Raw genomic sequence first — 16,336 nt, forward strand, 5'->3', positions numbered from 1 at the left:
GAAGACCAACCACCGAGGGACATCCGGAGGCCACAGCGTGCGTCGGCTCACCGCCGTGTCGTGGATCGCGCTGCCGCTGGCCGGTGCCCTGGTGCTCTCGGGCTGCTCGTCGGCGAAGGACACCAGCGACGAGCTGCAGATCGTGGCGAACCCGCAGGCGGCGCGCCCGGCGGTCTCCCCCGCGGTGAGCGTGAAACCCGCCGGGCAGGTCCTGCCCGGCGGCGCGGTTTCCGCCCTCGCCGTCGACGCGAAGACCTCGACCCTCGTCGTCGCGCTTTCCGAACCGCCGTCGCTGCGGCTCTACGACCTGAACGCGCTCGCGTCCGCCCCGATGAATATGCCGTTATACGGCAAGGCGGAGAAGCTGACCGTAACGCCCGGGCGGGTCGAGATCGCGGAGCCGGCGCAGGGTGTGGTGCAACGGCTGTCGCTGCCGGACCGGAAGCTCACGGAGACGAAGACGGGCGGGCAGCCCGCGTCGAGCATCGCCTACGGCGCCGACCGGCTGGTCGCGATGGGGCCGGCGAAGGACATCCAGGTGCTGCCGGCGGCGGGTCCGGCGCGGACGATCGGCGGGCAGCTCTACAGCGCCGACGACGTCGTGGACACCGGGACGGGCGTGGTGGTGCTGGACCGGCTGCGGACGGCGGTGTTCTCGCTCGACGTCGCGGCCGGGAAGGTCAACGAGGGCCTGCGCGCGGGCGACGGCGCCGCGAACGCGGTGGCGGACTCCTACGGCCGCGTGCTGGTGACCGACGCGCGCGCGGGCGCGCTGATCGCGTTCTCGGCTTCGCCGCTGATCATGCGCCAGCGGTACCCGGTGCCCGGCGCGCCGTACGGGATCGCCTACGACGCGAAGCGGAGCCTGGCCTGGGTGACGCTCACCGAACGCAACGAAGTGGTCGGGTTCGACGTCCGCGGCGGCGAACCCGTGGAGAAGTACCGGTTCCCGACCGTGCGCCAGCCGGACTCGGTCGGGGTGGACGAGAGCAGCGGCCGCGTGCTCGTCGGCTCGGCCGCCGGAGAAGGGACCCAGGTGATCCAGCCATGACGACGGTCAGCGAGGCGGTGGTCGAAGGGGATTGGGAGTACCGCCGCCTGCACCTCCCCCCGGGCGTGTCCCGGCGTGCGGCGGCGATCCAGCTCTCCATCCACGCGGAGTTCGCGGGCTGGGAACTGCGCACCGTGCGGCTCTACGCCGACGGCACGCGCCGGGTCTGGCTGCGCCGCAAGAAGACGGCCCAGAGCCTGCCGGGCGCCCTCCCGACCTAGCCGAACCGCACCTTGTTCCTCGCCCGGGCCAAGCGCCCCAATGTGGCCTTCGGTGCGTCAGACGCAACCAAGGCGGCCTTCGGTGCGTCAGACGCAACCAAGGCCGCCTTGGGGCGCTTGGGGTCGGGCCCTGCCGCTCGACTGTCAGCCGAGCACCCGGTTCAGCCAGTCGCTCCAGGTCTTCTCCTCGGTCGCCGCGTCCGCGCCCGGGGTGAAGATGTGGTGGGCCGCGACCATCGGGCCGTGGAAGCCCTTCATGAACCGGAGCATCGCGTCCGCCGTCCGGATCCCGACCGTCTGGTCGTTGACCGCGTAGACGACGCCGCCGAGTGAGACGCGGTCGCCCAGGGCAGGCCGTGCCGGCAACCCCAGCGCCGTCCCGAGCCGGGCCCACGCCTCGTCCCAATCCGCCACCGGCGGGCCGAACACCGTCACCGGGACCGCCGTGCGGCCGGCGAAGTGGGTGACGTACTCGACCAGCGTGCGGAAGAACAGCGCGCCGCCGGCGGTCATCGCCTCGAACTCGTCCTCCCAGTCGTCGCCGGGCAGGAAGCCGCTGGTGACGCAGCGGATGACCGAGCTGCCGCCGTCGCGGCCCTCGATGAGGAACTCGTAGGCGATCTTCCGCCCGTCCGGCCCCGGCTCGTTGCCGTAGACGAGCTTCTCGAGCGGGTCCCACTCGCGGATCCGGTACTCCGGCTGGTACGCGCCGAACGCGCCGCGGACCACGCCGCCGGTGCCGCCCTCGACCTCGTTGCGGCCCATGAACCACGAGTCGATGCCCGGTCCGGTCGCGATGGCCTCCCACACCTGCTCCGGCGTCGCGTCGACTTCGGCGACGTCGGTCGCCTCGAACTCATGCCCCACTGGCGGTCTCCTCCGGGATGCTCGGGTGCACGGCGACGACCACCCGGTAGCCGCGGCCCTTCTCGGCCGCTTCGTCGTGGTACTTGCCGACCAGGGTGGTGATCGCCGTGGTCAGCTCCTCGGCGAACGCGGCCCGGTCGGCGGGCGAGGCGAACCGCACCTCACCGTCGAGCGCGAAGGTCGCGACCCGCTGCTTCGCCTTGGCCGCGCCGGTGATGAGCAGGCCGACGTCGCGGACCAGCCGGCCGGCCACGGCGAGCAGCCAGCGGGCCGAAAGCCGGTCCGGCGACTGCGCGGGGTCGGGCTGGACCGCGGCGAGCGCGGCCGGCGAGATGACGTACGACGACGCCGTCGCCCGCATCATCCGCTCGGTGACGTTGCCCTTGCGCCGCTCCTCGACCAGCTCCACCAGGCCGTGCGCCTCCAGCGCACGCAGGTGGTAGTTGACCTTCTGGCGCGGCAGGTCCACCCGGGCCGCGAGCATCGTCGCGGACGCGGGTTCGGCCAGCTCGGCCAGCAGGCGCGCGCGGATCGGGTCCAGCGACACCTCGGCCGCGGCCGGGTCTTCGATCACCGCCACGGAAAACATGCGCCCAGCTTCGCGCCGAACAGAGAAGTTGTCAAGAACTCTTGTCTTGTCGGTAGCTGGCGTTGACGAGCGCGACGACCCGCGGCAGCACCTGGGCCGCGGCTTCCAGTGGGACGACGTGCCCGACGCCCGGCAGCACCACGGCCGTCCCGTCATCGAGCCCGCCGGCCCACTGCTCGACGTCGGAGGCCCGCACGATCCGGTCCCGCTCCCCCACGATCGCCGTCACCGGCACGCCGCTCACCTGGGCCAGCGCCGCGTCGCGCGCGTAGGCGTCCAGCGCCGGGCGGAACAGCGAGACGGTGTGCGGCCAGTTGCCGCGGATCATCTTCACGGTCAGCTCGACCAGCTCCGGGTCCGGGTCGTCGCCGAAGAGCCACCAGCGCAGGCCCGCGCTGACCGCTCGGCTGGTGTGCTCGCGCACGACGCCGAACAGCTTCGAGCCGAGCACCGCTTCGAGGTCGCGCGCCAGCTTCCCCAGCGCGTTGGGCCAGGCCGCCGAGACCTCGGTGGCGAGGGTCCCCGACGACGTCGCCAGCAGCACCAGGCCGGACACCCGCGCGGCGAACAGCTCCGGGTGCCGCTGCGACAGCGACATGATCGCCAGGCCGCCCATGTCGTGGCCGACGAGCACCACCCGGCCTTCGGGCGCCTCCCGGGAGAGCAGCTCGGCGAGGTCGTCGCCGAGCTGCGCCATGGTCGCGGTGCCGCGCCGCGCCCGGCCCGAACCGCCGTGGCCGCGCTGGTCGTAGGTCAGCACGGCCACCGGACCCTCGGCCGCGTCCGGCACCAGCGGCGCGATCCGGCCCCAGCTGCGCTGGTCGAGCGCGTAGCCGTGGACGAACACCACGGTCACCGGCGCCGCCGGGTCGCCCCTGCGGATGACCTGCAGGGACGTACCGTCGGCGAGCGCGAAGCCGGTCATCAGGACGTGCGCAGGAACCGGTCCAGCACGCGGGTGCCGAACTTCAGGGCCTCGACCGGGACCCGCTCGTCGACGCCGTGGAAGAGCGCCGAGAAGTCGAGGTCCGCGGGCAGCTTCAGCGGCGCGAAACCGAAGTTGCGGATGCCGAGCTGCTGGAACGACTTGGCGTCGGTGCCGCCGGAGAGCATGTACGGCAGCGTCTTCGCGCCCGGGTCCTCGGCGAGCACCGCGGCGGTCATCGCGTCGACGAGCGCGCCGTCGAACGTCGTCTCGACCGGCGGGAGCTCCATCCACTCCTTCTCGATGTCCGGGCCGAGCAGCTCGTCGAGCTCGCGGTCGAAGGCCTCGAGCCGGCCGGGCAGGATCCGGCAGTCGACCGCGGCTTCGGCGACCGACGGGATGACGTTGGACTTGTACCCGGCGGTCAGCATGGTCGGGTTGGCGGTGTCGCGCAGGGTCGCGCCGATCATCCGGGAGATGTTGCCCAGCTTGGCGACCGAGCCTTCGAGGTCGTCCTCCGGGAAGTCCCAGCCGGTGATCTCGGTGACGCCGGCGAGGAACTCCTTCACCGAATCGGTGAGCACCAGCGGGAAGCGGTGGTTGCCGAGCTTGGCGACGGCCTCGGCGAGCTTGGTGACGGCGTTGTCGCGGTGGATCATCGAGCCGTGGCCGGCGGTGCCGCGCACGCGCAGCTTCATCCAGCGGATGCCCTTTTCGGCCGTCTCGATCAGGTACGCGCGGACGTCGTCCTTGAGCGTGATCGAGAAGCCGCCGACCTCGCTGATCGCCTCGGTGACGCCCTCGAACAGCTCGGGCCGGTTCTCGACCAGCCACTGGGCGCCGTACTTGCCGCCGGCCTCTTCGTCGGCGAGGAAGGCGAAGACGAGGTCGCGCGGGGGCACGATGCCGTTCAGCTTGTAGTGCCGGGCCAGCGCGAGCGCCATCCCGCACATGTCCTTCATGTCGACCGCGCCGCGGCCCCAGACGTAGTCGTCCTGGATCGCGCCGGAGAACGGGTGGACCGACCACTCCGACGGGTCCGCCGGGACGGCGTCGAGGTGCCCGTGGATCAGCAGCGCGCCCCGGCCCGGGTCGGCGCCCGCCAGCCGGACGAAGACGTTGTGCCGGTTCTTCCCGCCCGACTCCACGTAGGTGATCTCGTAGCCGGCGTCGGTCAGCTTCTCCGCGACGTACTCGGCCGCCGTCCGCTCCCCCACCAGCGTGTCGGGGTCCCCGGTGTTGGTGGTGTCGATGCGGATGAGCTCGCTGGTCAGCGTGACGGCTTCGGCCGCGGCGGCTTCGATGGTGTTCGGTTCGGTCACCGGCCATTCCTATCATTCGACGGCGCCGCGGCCTTGCCCGAAACTCCCGCATCTCTGCCCGCGAGACAGTAATACGTATTACTCTCTTGTCGCCGCGCCCGGCTCATGCGACCGTCCCAGCACACTTCGACGACGAAGGAGCGGCCATGACCCTCACCCGCCGCGGCCTGCTGGCCGGCACCGCCGCGCTCGGCGCGACCGCGTTCCTGCCCGGCGCCGCCACCGCGGCGCCGGCCGGGTTCCCGGACTACCGGTACCAGCGCCTCGCCCTCGTGAAGAGCAAGCTGCGCTACAACCCCACCGGCGAGCTGATCTTCCCGTGCGTCCGCGGCACCAAGGGCCGCATCCCGGGCGCGCTCGGCGCGTACTACCTCTACTACGCCCCGCACGACGCGCCCGGCGGGATCTGCCTGGCGTACGCGAACTCCCTCGACGAGGAGTTCACCGAGTACGCGGGCAACCCGATCATCAAGAACTCGTGGCCGGGCGAGTACTCGGTCAGCCACGTCTCCTCCCCGCACGCCCTGTGGAACGACGACGTCCAGCGGCTCTACCTCTACTTCCACGGCGAAAACACCGTGACCCGGCTGGCCAGTTCGGCCGACGGCATCCACTTCACCTACGAGAAGGAAGTCCTCTCGACGCGGCTGCAGCCCGCGGGCACCACCGAGACGTCGTACGCCCGGGTGTTCCGCCACGACCTGCCCGCGAAGGGCGCCCGGTACGTCATGGTCTTCATGCTCAACAACACCACCAACCACCGCGACATCGGCTGGGGCTGGTCGCCCGACGCGCTGAACTGGACGTTCGCCCAGACGCCGCTGGTGCGGCACACCGACGTCGGCGCGTCGGACATCGGCGGCCCGCACCTGCTGGAGCGGAACAACAGCACGTACGTCGTGTACAACACCGACATCGCGCACGGCGGGAAGCTGATGATCACCGAGGTCGGCACCGACTTCTCGAAGCGCAACCACCTCGGGGTGTTCCACGCGCCCCTCGCCGGCGCCCCGGACAACGGGCGGTGCGCGGCGCCGAGCTTCGGCACCTACCAGGGCCGCGAGTACATGATCTACGAGGCGGGCGCGCGGCTCGCCGGGAACATCGCCATCGCCCGCGCGGTCTGACGCCGGTGGCAGGATGCGGCCATGCCCTCGTTGCCCCTCGACGGCGTCACCGTCGTGTCCTGCGAACAAGCGGTCGCCGCGCCGCTGGCCACCCGGCACCTGGCCGACCTCGGCGCCCGGGTGCTCAAGGTCGAGCGGCCGGGCAGCGGCGACTTCGCCCGCGCCTACGATGAAACGGTGCACGGCCTGTCCAGCCACTTCGTCTGGCTGAACCGGTCGAAGGAGAGCATCACGCTCGACCTCAAGAGCGCGGCCGCGGGCGAGGTCATGGCGGCCCTGCTGGACCGGGCCGACGTCTTCGTGCAGAACTTCGCCCCCGGCGTCGCCGAGCGGCTCGGCCTCGGCGCGGCGTCGATCCGCGCGTCGCGGCCGCGGCTGATCACGTGCTCGGTGTCGGGGTACGGCTCGAGCGGGCCCTACCGCGACGCGAAGGCGTACGACCTGCTCATCCAGTCCGAAGCCGGGCTGGTTTCGGTGACCGGCTCGGCCGCGGAGCCCGCCAAGAGCGGCATCCCGGCCGCGGACATCGGCGCCGGGATGTACGCCTTCTCCGGCATCCTGTCGGCGCTCTACGACCGGGAGCGCACCGGGCAGGGCACCGAGCTGGAGGTCAGCCTGTTCGACTCGCTGGTCGAGTGGATGGGGTTTCCGCTCTACTACGCGGGTTACGGCGGGACGCCGCCGCCGCGGACCGGCACCAGCCACCCGGCGATCGCGCCGTACGGCACCTTCGCCGCGGGAGACGGGACCGAGCTGGTGCTGGCCGTGCAGAACGACCGCGAGTGGGCGGCGTTCTGCGAGCACGCGGTCGAACGCCCGGAGTGGGTGACCGACGAGCGGTTCGCGACCGGCAGCGCCCGCGTCGCGAACCGGCCCGCGCTGGAGCGGGAGATCGACGCGATCTTCGCCGGCCTGACCGGCACCGAACTGGAGAGGCGGCTGGCGGCGGGCCGGATCGCGCACGCGCGCCGCCGCGAGCTTCCCGACGTCCTGGCGCACCCGCAGCTGACGGCTCGCGACCGGTTCGCGGAGGTGGGAACACCGGCCGGGCCGATCCGGGCCACGCTGCCGCCGATCACCGTCGCCGGCCGGCCGCCCCGGATGGACCCCGTCCCGGACGTCGGCGAGCACACCGACGCCGTGCTGGCCGAGTTCGGCTTCGACGCGGACGCGTTGCGGCGCCGGGGAGCCGTGTAGCGGCCTACTCCCCCAGGATCCGGCGGGCCCGGGCCAGCACCGGCCGGTCCACCATCTTCCCGTCCACAGTGGACACCGATGCGCCCGCCGTGACGACCCGGCGGGCCCACTCGCGCTCGGCTTCGGTGGGCTCGAAGCCCATCTGGACAGGCGCGACCTGTCGCGGGTGGACGCACAGCTTGCCCCCGAACCCCAGCCGGCGCGCGTACCGGACGTCGGCGGCCAGCCGGTCGTCGTCGCGCAGGTCCGTCGTCACGCCGTCCACCGGCGGCGCCAGCCCGGCCGCCGCGGACGCGATCACCAGCCGCGAACGCGCGTAGGCGAACGGCTCCCGGTCGTCGGGATCGACGCCCAGTTCCGCCGCCAGGTCGACGCTGCCGAACGCCAGCCGCGTCACCGACGGCACGGCCGCCAGCTCACCGGCCCGCTCGACGCCCCGCGCGGTCTCGACGAGGGCCACGACTTCGCGGAACCCGGCGAGCACGCCCGGGTGCTCGGCCTTCGGCACCATGACGGGCACCCCGCGCGCGGCCACGAGGGCGGCGTCGGCGTCGAACCACGGGGTGCCCGGGGCGTTGATCCGGACCATCGCCGTGCCGCCGCCGTCGAGCCACGTGCCGACGGCCGCGCGAGCGGCGTCCTTGTCCGCCGGGGCGACGGCGTCCTCGAGGTCCAGCAGTACGACGTCGGCGCCGCTGGCCACGGCCTTGCCGAAGCGGTCGGGCCGGTCGCCGGGCACGAACAGGAACGTCCTCGCGGTCATGGTGCCCCGAAGGTAGCAAAGGCGGGGTAAGGGGTTTCCCGGCCCGGACTGCGTGTTCGCCCGATGCGGGCGGCGCCGCCTCAGCACGATCGTGGGCTCCAGCACCGGAGAGAGTGAGGGGTCGGGCATGCGCGGCGACTGGATCTACGACTGGGCCAAGGTGGAAATGGAGTACCGGGCCGCCGGCGACCAGCACGCGTTCACCGCGGCCGCGTCAGCCGACGAACCGGCCGATCGCCACGAACGCCGCCAGCACCAGCAGCACGACGTTCATCGGCAGCGCCTTCGTCTCCTTGCGCCGCGCGTGCACGATGATCGCGCCGACCTGGACCACCGCCAGCCCGGTGGCGGCCAGCGGGGTCAGCACCGGGGCGATGTCCAGCGCCCACGGCAGGACCAGCCCGATCGCGCCGAGGACCTCGACCGCGCCGATGCCCTTGACCGCCGCGCCCGAGAAGTCCGCCGTCCAGCCCATGTTCGGGTTCTCCAGCAGCTTCTCGCGTGGGGTCGCGAGCTTCATGCCCCCGGCGGCGAGGTACAGCGCGGCGAGCACACCCGCCACGATCCACAGGACGACGTTCACGGTGACCTCCGGTCCGAAGAAAGTAGTTGAACACTACACCTCTTTCCGGAGGACGTGCCTCAACTTGGCTGGACCGTGACCGACCCGCCCGGCCGCAGGCCGATCGTGCGCTTCCAGGTCCCGGCGCGGACCTCCGTCCTGGTGCCGCCGACGCTGCGGATCACCGCCGTCGTCACCTTCCCGGCGCGCCACGCGAGGTCGACCTCGAACCCGCCGCGCGCGCCGATGCCGGTCACGCGGCCCGAGGCCGCCCACGCCGCAGGTAGGGCCGGCAGCAGTTCCAGCACGCCCGGCCGGGAGTACACGAGCATCTCCACCATCGCCGCCGGCGCGCCGAGGTTCGCGTCGATCTGGAAGATCGTGTAGCTGCCCTGGCTGTACATGTCGAAGAAGTTCGGCGCGGTCCCGTTGCCGTTGGCCACCGACGGCCGCAGCACGGTGAGCAGCAGCTGGTGCGCGCGGTCGGCGTCCTTGAGCCGGGCCCAGCACGCCGAGCGCCACGCGGTCGCCCAGCCGTAGCTGTCCATGCCGCGCGCGACCAGCAGGGCCCGGACGCCGTCCAGCAGCTCCTTCGGGGCCGTGTCGGCCGCGATCCGGTCGCCGGGGAAGAAGCCGATCAGCGGCGACAGGTGCCGGTGCGTGGTCTCGCCGAGGTTGTCCGGCGACATCCACTCTTCGAGCCAGCCGGTCGTGGGGCTGACTTCCGGCAGGTACAGCTTCCGCTGCAGGCCGGCAATCCGGTCGCCGTACGCGCGGTCCCGCCCCAGCACCGCGACGGCCTCGCGGTAGTGCTCGAACAGGTCCCAGACGATCTCCTGGGAGTAGGTGTTCCCGCGGGTGTCCTGCGGGCCGTGCTCCGGCGACCAGTCGTGGTCGTCGACCAGCACCTCGCGCCCGCCGACCACCATCGGCAGCAGCCGCGCCTCCCAGAACTCGCACGCACCCTTCAACAGCGGGTAGATCCGCGCGAGGTAGGCCTTGTCCTGGGTGAAGGCGTAGTGGTCCCACAGCGAGTTGCACAGCCAGGCGTTGCCGCCCGGGTGCCACCACCACCCGGAGCCGCCGTAGATGTTGGTGGAGAACGCGACCGCCCAGCCGCCGATCCTGCCGCTGGTGTTGCGGAACCTGTTGCGGGGGTCGTTGAACAGGCGGTTCGTGCTGTCCGTCCACACGGGAAGCTGCGCCAGGCAGTAATCCGCCAGTGCAGTGAAGCTCCCGGGCAGCCCCGCGCGGTCGGCCAGCCAGTAGTTCATCTGGACGTTGATGTCGGTGTGGTAGTCGCTCATCCAGTCCGGCGTGTTGGTGTTCTGCCACAGGCCCTGCAGCCCCATCGGCAGCCCGTCGCGCGAGCCGGTGATGGTCAGGTAGCGGCCGAACTGCAGGTAGCTCGCCTCCAGCTCCGGGTCCGGCGTGGCCGGGTCGTCGTGGCGGGCCAGCAGCCGCGACCACGTGTCCAGCGCGCGCTTCGCCGGCGGCGACTGGCCGAGGTCGACGCTCATCCGGTCGTAGAGCCGCCGGTAGTCGGCGACGTGCGTCGCCCGCAGCGCGTCCCCGCCCGCGCGCAGTGCCGCGGCCACCTTGTCCTTCGCCACGCGCAATGGGTCCGCGGCCGCGTCGAGGAACTTCCGGGCCGCGTCGGGTACGTAGTTCGTGCCACCGGTGAGCACGATCAGGACTTCCCGGCAGCCGGTGAACGCGACCGTGGTGCCGTCGGTCGCTACCTGGCCGCCGCGACCCGACGCCGCGACGGCGCTCGCGTACTTCAACCCGTTGGCGAAGGCCGCTTCGAACGCGGGTCCGGCCAGGGTCTCCCCGCGCGTCGGCTCCAGCGCGACCGTGCCGGTCATCGGACCACCGGTGAGCCGGACGACCACGACGTCGTCGGGGTGGCTCGCGTAGACCTCACGGCGGTAGCGCGTGCCCTGGTGGGTGTAGGCGACGGTGACCAGGCCGTTGCTGAGGTCGAGCGTGCGGCGGTAGTCCGTGACGCCGGTGTGGGCCGGGACGGTGATCCGCGCCTTCGCGAGCAGGCCGAGGGTGCCGAACTTCTCGCGTTCGTAGGGGAACTGCCCGTCGTCTTCGAGGACGTCGTTGGCGCCGCCGGTCCACAGCGACGCGTCGGCGAGGTAGAGGAAGTCGGCCGCGGGGTCGCCGCCGACGAGCGCACCGATCCGACCATTGCCGATCGGCAGGCCCTGTTCGATGATCTTGTCCTCTGCCGCGGGCGCGGGGTACCAGAGCGTGGTGGCGCGCGCCTCGGGCACGAGGTCCTCGTCGGCTGGTCGGAGGACTTCTGCGTTGGCGGCAAAGGGGCGCAAGCCGCCGACAGCGACTCCGGCGCCGACCGCGCCACCGAGCTTGAGGAAGGTCCGCCGCGACGGCGGGAGCGACTGATCCGGCATGACTGGTCCGTTCGGCGTTGGGCGGAAACCGGCCGTGAAGCCCGCCAAACATATGACCTATCCGGCAGCGTGGTCAAGAATCTTCGTAATTAATCGGATTACATACGAGCGTGCTCGGCCAGGTACTCGCGGAAGGTGATCTCGCCGTCGCGGTGCTCCGGGGCCAGGTGCCCGCCGTCGGCGTACGCCCGGAACGTCTCCCCCGGCACCTTCAGCGGCACGATCCGCCGGACCCGCCCGCTGACCTCGCCCACCGCGGCGGCCAGCTCCGCCGCCGTCAGGATCTCCGGGCCGCCGAAGTCCGCCACCCGGCCCGCCGGGTCGTCCAGCACGACGGACGCGAGCCGGCGGGCGACGTCCCGGACGTCCACCGGCTGGAACGAGATCCGCGGCACCGGCACCACCGGCAGCCGGGACGCGCCCGCGAGCAGCGTCCGGACCAGGCCGTGGAACTGCGTGGCCCGCTGGATCGTGTACGGCAGGCCCGAGGAGGCGATGAACTGCTCGGTCTCGTGCTTGGCGCGGTAGTAGCCCAGCGGCACGCGGTCGACGCCGACGATCGAGACGTACACCAGGTGCGGCCCGCCGGCCCAGCGCGCCGCCTCGGCCAGCGTGCGCGCCAGGGTCGTCTCGTGCCGGAAGTCGGTGGCGCAGTGGACGATCGCGTCCACGCCGGCCACGGCGCTGTCGACGCCACGCCCGGTCCGCAGGTCGCCCCGGACGACGTCCGGCCCGGCCCGCCTGCTCAGCACGCGGACCTCCTCCCCCGCCGCCCGCAGCCGCGCCACGACCGCCGAGCCGAGCTGCCCGGTGCCACCGGTGACCAGGATCCGCACGAGCCGCCTCCCGCCGTAAAGCCGTCAAGGCCACCTTACGGGCGTCTGCCGCCGGTAAGGTGGCCTTGACGGCACTTCGCGCGGCTAGTTGCGGATGATGGTGAACGTGGTCGTCTTGTTGCGGATGTCCTCGTCGTTGTCGCTCAGCGTGAGCCCGGTGAACGTCGCCGAGCCGACGGCCGGACCCTGACCCGGTTCCGGCAGCTCGTTGGCCCAGATGCCGATCCCGGACTTGGCGTCGAAGGCGTCACCGCTGCGGTGCGCGCCGGTGATCGACACGTTCGTCAGCACGGTGTCCTCCACCGGGTGCTCCGGACCGCCGTTGTACTTGGTCTGGAACATGATCCCGCTGTAGGTCGGGCTCTCGATGTCCACATCGGACACCCGGATGCCGCGGAACTCCTTCGACGCGGAGAACAGCCAGATCGCCGGGAACGTCTGCTGGCCCCAGAAGTGGCCGCCGTCGCGGACGAGCGAGGCGTTCTGGACCGTCGTCTGCTGCGGCCCGAACCCGAGGAACGGGTAGCCGAAGTCGAGCGAGCTGATCGTGATCGCCGAGTACGTCAGCGTGTCCGCGATGTAGAGGTTGCGGAAGGTGTTGTTGTACCCGCCGTAGACCGCCAGCCCGGCCGCGCGCCACGGGGTGAGCGAGGTCAGGTTCTCGAACACGTTGTCGTACTGGTTGCCCGGGTTGAGGTCCGTGGCGGCGAACAGCGCGAAGCTGTCGTCGCCGGTGGACCGGGCCTCGATGTTGGTGACGTGGTTGCCGGTGCTCCCGTTCGTGAGGTTGACGCCGTCGGCGAAGGTGTCGCGGATCCGGGAGTTCTTGATCGTCGTGTTGTCCACGTTGGTGCCCCAGACCATCACGACCTGGTGCTCGACCCAGATGTTGTCGATCGTCAGGTTCGCGACGTTGGTCAGGTTGAACACCTTGCCGGGGCCGTCGATGCGCGAGGTGTAGTTCCCGAACACCGCGAACCCGCTGAACGTCGAGCCGTTCGCGCTCGACTGCACGTCGATGCCGATGTCGGTGTTCTCCTGACCCGAAGGCGCGGAGAACTTCGTGAACCACGGCCCGGCGCCGGTCACCGTGACGGCCTTCCCGTAGACGTTCAGCTTGCTCGACAGCGAGTAGGTGCCGGCCGGGAGGTAGACGCCGGTGAGGGTGCTGTCCTGCCGGACCTTGTCCAGCGCGCTCTGCACGTCCTGCTGCGTGAACCCGGTGGGCACGGCGAAGTGCGCCGGGTCCGGGTTCGCGACCGCGGTGGCCTGCTCGAAGTTCACGAAGTCGATCGCGTAGTTCGTGCTGTTGGCCGCGTCCTTCTGCAGCTTGATCTTGTGCCCGGCGGGCACGGTCGTGCCGAGCATCGTGCCGGCCTCGTCGTAGATGTGCCGCGGCCCGGCGCCCGGTGAGTTGCCCGGGCCGGTTTCGGCGCCGTAAAGCCAGGCGTAGTGCGAGGTCAGGTCGATGGCCTTGAGGAACGTGCCGTCGACGTAGACGTTCAGCGTCGAGTTGATCCCGCCGCCACCCGCGGAGTCCGGGATGGAGAACCGGGTGACCAGGGTGTTGGTCGACGCGCGGGTGGTGAACTCCACCGACGAGCCGGTCGAGTTCAGCGTGACGGCCTTGCGGCCCGACGCCTCCCCGGCGAGGTCACCGATCGTCCGGTTCGGGCCGACGACGGACGCGCCGCCCGCGACGACGCCGTCCTCGGCCTCGTACATGTCGTAGGGCATGTTGGCGCCCCGGCCGACGAACAGCGCCTGCGTGCTGGTGTTGTTGGCCTGCTTGACCGGCAGCTCGTTGGCGTCGTTCGCGACGACGGTCTTCACCGTGTACCGGCCGTTGGCGGCGGTCCAGGTGCCGACGGTGACCGGGCTCGCGGTGGCTCCGGCGGCGATCGCGCCGGTGTAGCTGCCGCTGAGGGTCTTCACCACGGTGCCGTTCTGGTCCGCGATCGTCACCGTGACGCCGTGGGCGCCGCCCGCGCTCGCCACGGTCCCCTGGTTGCGCAGGGTCGTGGCGAAGGTGACGGTGTTGCCCGCGGCCGGGTTGTTCGGCGACCACGCCGTGGCCGCGACGAGGTCGGAGCTCTGCACCGGGCTGACGACCAGCGCCGTCGAAGCGGTGTAGGAGTTGTTGGCCTCGTTCTGCTCGACGACGGCGTTGGCCTCGTCGACCTTCGCGGTCAGCTGGTAGCTGCCCGCGTCCCGGGTGCCGATGTTCGCCGACACGGTCGCCGACGCGCCGGCGGCGAGCGCGCCGACGTTCGCGGTGCCGACCTTGGTGGTGCCCAGGTAGAGGTTGACGTTCGTCGCGCCGGAAGCAGCCGTCCCGGCGTTGCGGACCGTCGCCGACGCGGTGATCGCGTCGGTCTCGACCGGGTTCTGCGGCGACCAGGACACGCCGGAGACCGTCAGGTCCGGGTTGGGCGCGGGGACGCCGAAGACCTGGAACTCCGCGGCCTGCCCGCCGCCCGCGCCGGAGTTCGCGGTGACGCGCAGCCGGACGTCGGCGGCGCGGCCGCTGAGCGGGATCGTCACGGTGTTCCCGGTCGACGGGCTGAAGCTGTAGGTCTGCGCGGCGGCCAGCGTGGTGAACGCGGCCGCGCTCTGCTCGCGGCCCTCGACGGCGATCGTCTGCGTGCGCGGGCCCCAGACCGGGTCCGGGTTCAGCTTGACGACGACCTGGTTCACGTCGGCGTTCGACCCGAGCGCGACGGTCAGCAGGTTCGGGTACGTCCCGCCGCCGCCTTCCCAGTAGGTCGTCACCGAGTTGTCGTTGGCGTTCGCGGCGACGAAGGAGAACTCCGTCGAGGACGCCGTGATCGGCTTGCCCAGCGCGAGGTTGGTCCCGGCCTGGGTGCCGGTGCGGGTCACCGTGGCGCTGTTCGCCGACTGGTTGCCCGCGGCGTCCTTCGCGCGGACGTAGTACGACACGGTGGTGCCGTCGGGCTGGTTGTCGGTGTAGGTCAGGACGGTGCCGGCCACGCTGCCGCGCAGCTGGTTGTTGGCGTAGACGTCGTAGCCGGTGACGCCGGTGTTGTCGGTCGAAGCCGACCAGGTCAGCCGGATCTGGCCGCTCGCGGGCTGGGTGTAGGCGAGGTTCCCGGGCGCGGACGGCGGCTGCGTGTCCCCGCCGGCCGGGCCGTGCACCTCGAACTCGGACAGCTGCGCGGCGGGCCAGCCGGTGTTGGCGGTGACGTTCAGCCGGACGTACCGGGTGTTCGCCGTGACGTCGACGGTGACGGTGTTGCCGGTGGCGGGGTCGAACCGGTAGCCGGCGGCGGGCTTGAGGTCGCTGAAGCCGGTGCCGTCGGTGCTGCCTTGCACGCTGAAGGTCTCGGTGCGGGCTTCCCAGTTCGACGGCAGCTTGAGCACCAGCTGCGCGATATCCGTGGCCGTGCCGAGGTCGGCCTGGACCCACTGCGGGAACTGGTTGTTGGTGCTCTCCCAGTAGGAGGCCTGGTTGCCGTCGCCGACGTTCGAGACGGGGTAGCCGGCGAGCTGGCTGCTCGCGGTGTAGGTCGCGGTGGCCGCCTGCGCGGCGGCACCGGCGGGCGCGGCGGCCGGGGCGGCGCTCGCGGCCACGGCGGGGGTGAGCAGCAGGAGGGACAGGGCGGCGTAGGTCGCCGCGCGCGACAGGAGTCGCTTCGTTCTCATGGGGTTCCTCGGATCCGGGGAGGAGGGGAGACGCGTCGGGACGGCACAACCAGGGAACGGACACGCGCGGACCGGCGCCGGGGGCGCACGGGGGCAGCACGGCATGGGCACCTCTTCGTCGAGGGCTTCCTGACTCGTGCCGAGATTTCTCACAGCGTTGTCAGGTTCTTGCACTGATTCGTTCAAGAGTTACCGTGACGCGGGTCTCAAGTCAACGCCCGGACACCAAAAAGGCCTCCTCGCGGGGGATGCGAGGAGGCCTGGGGCCGGTCGGGTCAGGAGTGGACGGCTCCCAGGCGGATCGCGCGGGTACCGGGCGCGTTGGCCGCCTCGCCGCAGTGCGCGCAGACGGTGACCGGGTGCAGCTCCGCACCGCAGGCGTGCCACCACAGCGTGGGCGGTTCGCCCTGGTGGACGTACTTGTCGCCCCACGCCATCAGCCCGAGCAGGATCGGCTGCAGCGCCCGGCCGGCTTCGGTCGGGTAGTACTCGTGCCGCGGCGGGTGGGCCTCGTACTGGACCTTTTCGAGGACGCCGGCGTCGACGAGCTTGTGCAGCCGCGCGGCCAGGATGTCCCGGCTGGCACCGGTGTTCTCGGCGATCTGGTTGAACCGGCGGTTCCCCAGCATGATCTCGCGCAACGCCAGGAGGCTCCACCGTTCGCCGACGACCTCGAGGGCCTCCGCGACCGAGCACTCGCGACCACGCCGGACCATGCCACCTCCATCGGGTTGAAAATCCAACCTAGCACTTTGGTCGGGCGTGGCCTGGCGAGGCAAGGCTGGCCGAG

Annotated in this window: 14 protein-coding genes; 4 read left to right on the forward strand and 10 right to left on the reverse strand. The window is 71.6% G+C overall.

All coding sequences use genetic code 11. The features are described from left to right. The first annotated feature begins 37 nt into the window (after positions 1-37). Complete coding sequence (locus tag EIY87_RS46680; RefSeq protein WP_125316538.1) at positions 38-1,051, forward strand: YncE family protein; 1,014 nt, start codon at positions 38-40, stop codon at positions 1,049-1,051. After that, positions 1,048-1,272 (forward strand): DUF5703 family protein, encoded by a 225-nt coding sequence (locus EIY87_RS46685; RefSeq protein WP_086863416.1) that lies wholly within the window; start codon positions 1,048-1,050, stop codon positions 1,270-1,272. The genes EIY87_RS46680 and EIY87_RS46685 overlap by 4 nt, the downstream gene beginning before the upstream one ends. Positions 1,273-1,416: 144 nt before the next feature. On the opposite strand, the gene EIY87_RS46690 is transcribed toward EIY87_RS46685, so the two are convergent. The 4 genes from EIY87_RS46690 to EIY87_RS46705 are packed head-to-tail and all read right to left on the reverse strand — an operon-like array spanning position 1,417 to position 4,975. Further along, a complete protein-coding gene (locus tag EIY87_RS46690; protein WP_125316539.1) occupies positions 1,417-2,139 on the reverse strand; it encodes an SRPBCC family protein in 723 nt (240 codons plus the stop codon). Continuing rightward, entirely contained in the window at positions 2,129-2,728 is a 600-nt protein-coding gene (locus tag EIY87_RS46695; RefSeq protein ID WP_166640904.1) for an ArsR/SmtB family transcription factor, read from the reverse strand. The genes EIY87_RS46690 and EIY87_RS46695 overlap by 11 nt, the downstream gene beginning before the upstream one ends. A 31-nt stretch (positions 2,729-2,759) precedes the next feature. Then, complete coding sequence (locus EIY87_RS46700; protein WP_125316540.1) at positions 2,760-3,653, reverse strand: alpha/beta fold hydrolase; 894 nt, start codon at positions 3,651-3,653, stop codon at positions 2,760-2,762. Continuing rightward, the gene (locus tag EIY87_RS46705; RefSeq protein ID WP_125316541.1) at positions 3,653-4,975 is read right to left on the reverse strand and encodes a M20/M25/M40 family metallo-hydrolase; all 1,323 of its coding nucleotides are present in this window, start codon (positions 4,973-4,975) and stop codon (positions 3,653-3,655) included. Before EIY87_RS46705 ends, EIY87_RS46700 begins: the two co-directional genes overlap by 1 nt. Positions 4,976-5,121: 146 nt before the next feature. Between EIY87_RS46705 and EIY87_RS46710 the strand changes: the two genes are divergently transcribed. Beyond that, a complete protein-coding gene (locus EIY87_RS46710) occupies positions 5,122-6,102 on the forward strand; it encodes a glycoside hydrolase family protein (protein WP_125316542.1) in 981 nt (326 codons plus the stop codon). Positions 6,103-6,123: 21 nt separating this feature from the next. Continuing rightward, positions 6,124-7,299, forward strand: coding sequence for a CaiB/BaiF CoA transferase family protein (locus EIY87_RS46715; RefSeq protein WP_125316543.1), 1,176 nt, complete (start codon positions 6,124-6,126; stop codon positions 7,297-7,299). A 4-nt stretch (positions 7,300-7,303) separates the two neighbouring features. Here EIY87_RS46715 and EIY87_RS46720 read toward each other — a convergent pair whose 3' ends face one another. The 6 genes from EIY87_RS46720 to EIY87_RS46745 all read right to left on the reverse strand — a co-directional run bounded on the left by EIY87_RS46720 (position 7,304) and on the right by EIY87_RS46745 (position 16,262). Next, positions 7,304-8,062, reverse strand: a complete 759-nt coding sequence (locus tag EIY87_RS46720; protein WP_125316544.1) for an HpcH/HpaI aldolase/citrate lyase family protein — start codon at positions 8,060-8,062, stop codon at positions 7,304-7,306. A gap of 214 nt (positions 8,063-8,276) precedes the next feature. After that, positions 8,277-8,645 carry a DoxX family protein gene (locus tag EIY87_RS46725; RefSeq protein WP_125316545.1) on the reverse strand — a complete coding sequence of 123 codons (369 nt, stop codon included), beginning with the start codon at positions 8,643-8,645 and terminating at the stop codon, positions 8,277-8,279. 59 nt (positions 8,646-8,704) lie between these two features. After that, positions 8,705-11,047 (reverse strand): glycosyl hydrolase family 95 catalytic domain-containing protein, encoded by a 2,343-nt coding sequence (locus EIY87_RS46730; protein WP_125316546.1) that lies wholly within the window; start codon positions 11,045-11,047, stop codon positions 8,705-8,707. Between the two features lie 98 nt (positions 11,048-11,145). Continuing rightward, positions 11,146-11,883, reverse strand: coding sequence for an SDR family oxidoreductase (locus tag EIY87_RS46735; protein ID WP_125316547.1), 738 nt, complete (start codon positions 11,881-11,883; stop codon positions 11,146-11,148). A gap of 84 nt (positions 11,884-11,967) precedes the next feature. After that, entirely contained in the window at positions 11,968-15,546 is a 3,579-nt protein-coding gene (locus tag EIY87_RS46740) for a discoidin domain-containing protein (RefSeq protein WP_125316548.1), read from the reverse strand. 275 nt (positions 15,547-15,821) lie between these two features. After that, positions 15,822-16,262 carry a winged helix-turn-helix transcriptional regulator gene (locus EIY87_RS46745; protein WP_125316549.1) on the reverse strand — a complete coding sequence of 147 codons (441 nt, stop codon included), beginning with the start codon at positions 16,260-16,262 and terminating at the stop codon, positions 15,822-15,824. Between the last annotated feature and the right edge of the window lie 74 nt (positions 16,263-16,336).

It is taken from the genome of Amycolatopsis eburnea (genome assembly GCF_003937945.1).
Taxonomy (GTDB): Bacteria; Actinomycetota; Actinomycetes; order Mycobacteriales; family Pseudonocardiaceae; genus Amycolatopsis; species Amycolatopsis eburnea.

Bases quoted from the DNA above. Each gene is read 5' to 3' on its own strand.
- EIY87_RS46685 (WP_086863416.1), top strand. From the start codon at position 1,048: ATGACGACGGTCAGCGAGGCGGTGGTCGAAGGGGATTGGGAGTACCGC.
- EIY87_RS46695 (WP_166640904.1), bottom strand. From the start codon at position 2,728: ATGTTTTCCGTGGCGGTGATCGAAGACCCGGCCGCGGCCGAGGTGTCG.
- EIY87_RS46700 (WP_125316540.1), bottom strand. From the start codon at position 3,653: ATGACCGGCTTCGCGCTCGCCGACGGTACGTCCCTGCAGGTCATCCGC.
- EIY87_RS46710 (WP_125316542.1), top strand. From the start codon at position 5,122: ATGACCCTCACCCGCCGCGGCCTGCTGGCCGGCACCGCCGCGCTCGGC.
- EIY87_RS46715 (WP_125316543.1), top strand. From the start codon at position 6,124: ATGCCCTCGTTGCCCCTCGACGGCGTCACCGTCGTGTCCTGCGAACAA.
- EIY87_RS46720 (WP_125316544.1), bottom strand. From the start codon at position 8,062: ATGACCGCGAGGACGTTCCTGTTCGTGCCCGGCGACCGGCCCGACCGC.
- EIY87_RS46730 (WP_125316546.1), bottom strand. From the start codon at position 11,047: ATGCCGGATCAGTCGCTCCCGCCGTCGCGGCGGACCTTCCTCAAGCTC.
- EIY87_RS46740 (WP_125316548.1), bottom strand. From the start codon at position 15,546: ATGAGAACGAAGCGACTCCTGTCGCGCGCGGCGACCTACGCCGCCCTG.
- EIY87_RS46745 (WP_125316549.1), bottom strand. From the start codon at position 16,262: ATGGTCCGGCGTGGTCGCGAGTGCTCGGTCGCGGAGGCCCTCGAGGTC.